Origin of the sequence: Rufibacter psychrotolerans (assembly GCF_016924645.1) — a bacterium.
In the GTDB taxonomy this organism is placed as follows: domain Bacteria; phylum Bacteroidota; class Bacteroidia; order Cytophagales; family Hymenobacteraceae; genus Nibribacter; species Nibribacter psychrotolerans.
The window spans coordinates 1-2,006 of the sequence record NZ_JAFFJV010000031.1; the positions used below are offsets into that span (position 1 = coordinate 1).

Annotated in this window: 1 protein-coding gene; it reads right to left on the reverse strand. The window is 39.8% G+C overall.

All coding sequences use genetic code 11. The features are described from left to right. Positions 1 to 552: 552 nt before the first annotated feature. A partial coding sequence (locus JT718_RS20385; protein WP_262897371.1) for a site-specific DNA-methyltransferase occupies positions 553 to 2,006 on the reverse strand: 1,454 nt, incomplete at its 5' end.

Genomic DNA, 2,006 nt, shown 5'->3' on the forward strand with positions numbered 1-2,006 from the left:
CTTTAAAACGTTCGATGTCAAAAGAGCCATCGGATTTAAAACAAGACGGGAAATTCTCTTTAAGGACAGCTAATTGTCTGCTGTTGGGGGTGGTGTTGTCGTTTTGCTGTATAATGTCTTTGATCATCTTAAGTTATTGTTTATGCTAGGGCATAATTTTTTAATAATAGTTACATAGTAGTTAACCCAAGTTGCTATTATAAAACTATGAAGCCATCCAGGTTTGTAAAAGTGTAAAGCGACCAATCTTTACACTTTACTTGCCATGAATGACTTCACTGTAGCAATTTACTGTTGTGTTGATGACTGCTTTTAGATAAGCGGCTAAAAGCCTGCGGCAAAGCGCAATCTGGGCGATGCGGAGGTTATCTCAAGGCCCTGAAGTACATCATCGAGTCCACGAAGAAAAGAATAAAAACTACCTTCAGTGAAATAACTGGGGTTTTTCCTGGCCCATCCATGCCGTCACACCTTAAGGGTTATTGGTGAAAATATTACTGTTCATTTTTGCCAACACTCTCAAAAAATGTATTTAATCGCAACTTGAGTTAGTTAATACCTAACGGTGAAGTTGATTTTCAAATTCTTCTCTCCATCGTTCAGGATGCGAAGGTTTTTCTCTATCATTTCATTTACGCTCCAATCAGGAAAGCTGTACCCAAACAATACCAAGTTCTCAGGGTTGAAGCGTCCTTCCGCATCGTATTTACTCAGCAGGGCTTTCATACTTTCCAGCGTAAAGGCTGGGTCTATCAGGTACAGGTGTTTCTGACAATAGTAAGCGGTGTAACCAGCCAGATCAATGTTCTCGGCAGTAACGGCAAGACCGTATCCATCGGCATTAAGCCAGGTGGCTAAAATGGTAGGTTTCCCAAAATCATCCAGAATGCTGGTGTCTGCCAAAAGACCTGCCTTGTCAAAACTATCCAGTTTATCTAAAGTGTTTTGATTGGGCTCAGAAAGTATGTAATGCTTGAAACCTAATTCAAGTTCTTTGTCGGGGTGTTCTTGTTTTATTTTGGCTGCCGACCTTTTGATGCGTTCAATACCGATGTAGTCCAAGGTAGTAGGCAGAGAGTTCTCGGTAAGAAAATTGAAAGCCTGTTTTTGAGATGGATTGTCTTTGTCTAATACTTCAGGAAGCTGGATTGAAATAAACTTGCGGTTACCGCCATCCTCGGCATTGAGTAGCATGACGGCATGGGCTGTTGTGGCAGAACCAGAGAAAAAATCTAAAACCAAACTTGATTTATCAGTAGACATTTTTAAAAACCGACGAATAAAGCTTGTAGGTTTCGGATTGTTAAACGGTTCTGTACCTAATAGTGCTTTCAATTCATGACGCCCTGCTCTTGTTGGAAATCGAAATATTCCTTGGGGACGTTCTTCTGCCTCATCCAAATAGGAAACTTTGTATGGGCGCCTCCCTCTCCATACTATACGATTCTGACGATACAAATCGTCAATAAAATCTTGACTCATCCAATGTCTGCCTGGTGGTGCTTCTAACTCGATATCTCCAAATTTCTTTGGACTACCTTGTCCGTCTCCAGATAGATCAACAGCATAATAGATCCGACCACTTTCATCAATATTCGAATAGTTTTTTAGAAAACTAAATTCATCCTCATCTTCTTTGAGCTTTTTTTTTATATAATCAGATAAATACGCCTGTGCTTTAGCTGGTTCTATTTTGTTGAGTTTCTTTACCTCTAAAATAACATTCTCAAACCCTTCTCTTCGAATTTTCCAAATATCTAATAGGCTTGTTTTGCGACCGTAGATAGTCAAATATTCATGTACTGTGGATATTTGATTACCACTGGCACGTGAACTATTATGCCAAATTACATTAGCAATTAAATTCTCCTCTCCAAATACATCATCGCAAAGGAGTTTCAGGTTCGCATTCTCGTTGTCATCAATCGAGATAAATATAACGCCATCATCAGTTAATAAGTCCCTTGCCAGCAGTAGGCGACTGTACATGAACATCAGCCAGGCAG